General features: G+C 71.1%; 6 protein-coding genes. 5 read left to right on the top strand and 1 reads right to left on the bottom strand.

The annotated features are described in order from the left end of the window. The first annotated feature begins 102 nt into the window (after positions 1-102). Positions 103-1,317 carry an imidazolonepropionase gene (hutI, locus tag AC2W7C_RS14115; RefSeq protein ID WP_486002003.1) on the top strand — a complete coding sequence of 405 codons (1,215 nt, stop codon included), beginning with the start codon at positions 103-105 and terminating at the stop codon, positions 1,315-1,317. Positions 1,318-1,460: 143 nt separating this feature from the next. On the opposite strand, the gene AC2W7C_RS14110 is transcribed toward hutI, so the two are convergent. Next, on the bottom strand, positions 1,461-1,781 hold the full coding sequence (locus AC2W7C_RS14110) for a nitroreductase family protein (protein ID WP_486002002.1): 321 nt from the start codon (positions 1,779-1,781) through the stop codon (positions 1,461-1,463). 110 nt (positions 1,782-1,891) lie between these two features. Between AC2W7C_RS14110 and AC2W7C_RS14105 the strand changes: the two genes are divergently transcribed. The 4 genes from AC2W7C_RS14105 to AC2W7C_RS14090 all read left to right on the top strand — a co-directional run bounded on the left by AC2W7C_RS14105 (position 1,892) and on the right by AC2W7C_RS14090 (position 4,011). Next, a complete protein-coding gene (locus AC2W7C_RS14105; protein WP_486002001.1) occupies positions 1,892-2,071 on the top strand; it encodes a hypothetical protein in 180 nt (59 codons plus the stop codon). A 138-nt stretch (positions 2,072-2,209) separates the two neighbouring features. Continuing rightward, positions 2,210-2,758, top strand: coding sequence for an NUDIX domain-containing protein (locus tag AC2W7C_RS14100; protein WP_486002000.1), 549 nt, complete (start codon positions 2,210-2,212; stop codon positions 2,756-2,758). Between the two features lie 23 nt (positions 2,759-2,781). Beyond that, positions 2,782-3,603: a serine O-acetyltransferase gene (gene cysE, locus AC2W7C_RS14095; RefSeq protein WP_486002004.1), complete on the top strand. Its 822-nt coding sequence runs from the start codon at positions 2,782-2,784 to the stop codon at positions 3,601-3,603. A 198-nt stretch (positions 3,604-3,801) separates the two neighbouring features. After that, a complete protein-coding gene (locus AC2W7C_RS14090) occupies positions 3,802-4,011 on the top strand; it encodes a DUF3126 family protein (RefSeq protein WP_092310331.1) in 210 nt (69 codons plus the stop codon). The last annotated feature ends 171 nt before the right edge of the window (positions 4,012-4,182 follow it).

Genomic DNA, 4,182 nt, shown 5'->3' with positions numbered 1-4,182 from the left:
ATTTCGGTGGAGCACTGGGCGGGCGGGATCAGGGTGAAAGCGAACGCGATCCCACCGGATCGCCCAAAGCACTGGGTCCCCGCTTTCGCGGGGATGAGCGGAATGAAGAGTTCGGACCTTCTCATCACCGACTGCCGCCTGGCGACCATGGCGGAGACCGGGACGCCCTTCGGCGCGGTCGAGGACGGGGCCGTCCTGGTCCGCGACGGACGGATCGCCTGGGCCGGGCCGCGGACGGACCTGCCCGCGCACGGCGCCGCCGAGATCCGCCGCCTGGACGGTCGGTGGGTCACGCCGGGCCTGATCGACTGCCACACCCATCTGGTGTTCGGCGGCGACCGGTCGGGCGAGTTCGAGCAGCGGCTGAACGGCGCGACCTACGAGGAGATCGCTCGCGCGGGCGGCGGGATCGTGTCGTCGGTGAAGGCGACGCGGACCGAGAGCGAGGACCAGCTCTTCGCCTCGGCGCTGACGCGGCTGGCCGGGCTGAAGGCCACGGGCGTCACCACGGTGGAGATCAAGTCAGGCTACGGCCTGGATCGCGAGAGCGAGCTGAAGATGCTGCGCGTGGCGCGACGGATCGGGCGCGAGGCGGGGGTGCGGGTCAAGACCAGTTACCTGGGCCTGCACGCCGTGCCGCCGGAACACAGGGCCGAGCGCGCGGCCTATGTCGACCTGGCCATCGACGACATCCTGCCAGCGGCGCACGCCGAGGGGCTGGCCGACGCGGTGGACGCCTATTGCGAGCCGATCGCCTTCACGGTCGAGGAGACGGCGCGGCTGTTCGATAGGGCGCGGGCGCTGGGCCTGCCGGTCAAGCTGCACGCCGACCAGCTATCGGACGGCGGCGGGGCGGCGCTGGCGGCGCGGTACGGGGCGCTGTCGGCCGACCATGTGGAGCACACGACCGAGGCCGGCGTGCGGGCGATGGCCGAGGCGGGGGTGGTCGCCGTGCTGCTGCCCGGCGCGTATCTGATGCTGCGCGAGACGACGCCGCCGCCGATCGGCCTGTTCCGGGCGTACGGAGTGGCGATGGCGGTGGCGACGGACTGCAATCCGGGCACCTCGCCGGTGGCGTCGATGACGGCGGCGCTGAACCTGGCCTGCGTGCAGTTCCGCCTGACGCCGGAGGAGGCGCTGGCCGGGGCGACGCGGATCGCGGCGCGGGCGCTGGGCCTGGGGGCCGAGACGGGGACGCTGGAAGCCGGCAAGGCGGCGGACCTGGCGGTCTGGGACATCGAGCGACCGGCCGAGCTCTGCTACTGGCTGGGCAAGCCGCTGCTGCACGCCCGCTACGTCGGCGGCATGCGCGCATAGGTGGTTTGTTAAGGCGAATCCGCACACGCTCGCGGCATGGAGCCGAAGCGTGACCGCGTCGAAGCCTGGCTGATCGTCGCCCTGGTGGCGACGACGGCGACCTATGGCCTGGCGGCCAGCCTGATGATCGCCGGCGTCCTGGCCTAGGCGCGCCACTCCGTCAGGGCGGCGACGTCGGGGCGGGGCCTCTCGAGCGGCGGTGCGGCGAGCGTGCCCAGGTGAATGAAGCCGGCCACCTGCTCTCCTTCGCGAACACCAATCAGTTCAAGCGCTTCGCGGTCGTAACTGTACCAGTCCGTGATCCAGCTGGAGGACCAGCCGAGCGCGCCCGCGGCATGCTCGATGTTCATGCACACGGCGCCGGCCGAGAGCAGCTGTTCCCAGACGGGGACCTTGGGGCTTTCGACGGGGGCGGAGACGACCAGGATGGTGACCGGCGCGGCGGTGAACTTGGCCAGCACCATACGCGCCTTGTCCGGCCCGGGCTGGCGGGCAGCGAGGGGCTGGAGGGCCTGGGCCAGGGCGGCGCGGCTTCCGGGCCCAGAACCACGAAGCGCCAGGGGAACAGCTTGCCGTGATCCGGCGTGCGCGCGCCGAGCGTCAGGATGCGCTCGATCTCGGCGCGGGACGGCCCAGGGGCGGTCAGGGCCTGGGCGGGGGCGGAACGGCGCTCGGCCAGGCGGCGCTGCAGTTCGGGGGAGGCAACGGGGAGGGGAAGGGTCTGGCCCAGATCGGCGTCGGTCATGCGGCGTAGCTAGTCGTCCGGCCGCCGCTGCGCCATACCCCGGCCATGACTGACTCGCGCAAAGACTTCGACGCCGACCGCCCGCGGCCCTCCTGGGACGACGGAAGCGATCATCCGCCGGCGTGGAGGGACGCCGGATCGACGACGATGTTCGAGAGCCCCTGGATGCGGCTGACGCGTCACGACGCGACCGCTCCGACCGGGCTGCGGGCCGACTATGTGGTGATGCGGCCGCAAAACCTGTCCGTGGGCGTGCTGCCGCTGCACGCCGACGGGACGGTGACCCTGGTGGGCCAGCAGCGCTTCGCCCTGATGAACTGGTCCTGGGAGATGCCGGAGGGCGGGGCGCCGTTCGGGGAGGACCCGCTGGAAGGCGCCCGGCGCGAGCTGGCCGAGGAGGCGGGGCTCCAGGCCGGGACATGGCTCAAGGCCTACAAGGCCGAGATGAGCAACTCGATCACCGACGAGCGGGCGATGGCCTGGCTGGCCTGGGACCTGACGCCCGCGCCGATCGCGCCGGACCCCACCGAGATCATCCGCGTGGCCCGGGTTCCGTTCGGCGACCTTCTGCGCGAGATCGGGCGCGGCGCGGTGCGGGACATGTTCACCCTGGCGACGGCCTTGAGGGCCTACCATATGGCCCAGACCGGCGAACTGCCGCCCGCCCTGTCCAAGGCCATGCTGGACAGCGTATGATGGCCGCCCTGATGGAGCCCTCGATGCCGAAGCTGGAAGTCGTCGCCGCCCAACCGGACGCCTGGACGCTGCTGCGCGCGGCGGCTGAGGACGCGGCTCGGGCCGAGCCGCATCTGGCCTCGCAGATGAACGCGGTGATCCTGTCGCACGGCGACCTGGCCTCCGCCCTCAGTTTCCAGATCGCGCGCAAGCTGGGCGACGCTGAACTGGGCGCCATGTCGGTGCGCGAGATCTGCCGCGACGCGTTCGAGGCCGATCCGCGGATCGTGGTCGCGGCCGAGGCCGATCTGCTGGCGGTGTCCGAGCGCGATCCGGCGATCCGCACGCTGTTGCAGCCGTTCCTCTACTTCAAGGGCTTCCAGGCGCTGCAGGGCCACCGCGTGGCGCACTGGCTGTGGACCCAGGGGCGCGACACCCTGGCCTTCCACCTGCAGAGCCGGATGTCGGAGCTGTTCCAGATCGACATCCACCCGGCCGCGAAGCTGGGGTCGGGCCTGTTCCTGGACCACGGGACGGGCATCGTCATCGGCGAGACGGCGGTGGTCGGCGACGAGGTGTCGATGCTGCACGCAGTCACCCTGGGCGGCACCGGGGCGGAGCGGGGCGACCGTCACCCGAAGATCGGCAGGGGCGTGCTGCTGGGCGCCGGCGCCAAGATCCTGGGCAACATCACTGTGGGCGACTACGCCAAGGTGGCGTCCGGCTCGGTGGTGCTGAAGCCGGTGCCCGCGGGCTGCACCGTGGCCGGGGTGCCGGCCCGGCTGGTCAACTGCCCGACCGAGGCGACGCCCGCCCGGACGATGGACCACACGCTGGCGGACATCGTCTACGACTTCGTGATCTGACGGGAAGACCCCTCCACCATCCTTCGCCTGTGGCTCGGATGGTCCCCCTCCCCATCTTCGATGGAGAGGTGTGGCGTGTTTCACCTCTCCACGCAGTGGGGAGGGGCTCGACGGCGAAGCCGGAGAGACGGAGGGGTTTCCCTCTGGCCACCTTTTCCCTAGGGTCCGCGCCAATTCCAGAGACCTGAGGACACCCCCATGAACGCCGCCGACATGAAGCGCGTCGAGACGCACCTAAAGCGCACCTTCAACACCGGCGGCATCATCGTGAAGCCGCGCGGCAAGCCGGCCGATTCGGCCGAGGTCTATGTCGGCGACGAGTTCATCGGCGTGGTGTTCGAGGACGAGGACGAGGCCGGCAGCTTCATGTTCGAAATGGCGATCCTGGCGGAAGACCTGCCGGAATAGGCCGCCAGACGGCGCAAGAGAAGGGCCCGGGGAGCGATCCCCGGGCCCTTCGTCGTTTCCGGCTTCGGCGCCTATTTCTTGCCGAAGATGATGTCGCCCAGAGAGGCGAAGAAGCCCTTCTTCTCGGCGGGCTCGTCCGGCGGCGGCCGGCCGGCGCGGCCTGAGCCGGCG

It is taken from the genome of Brevundimonas sp. CURTG3B2_SDJG (genome assembly GCF_057364705.1).
The sequence above is the reverse complement of the archived record's forward strand: the minus strand, read 5'-3'. Positions and strand labels throughout refer to the sequence as shown.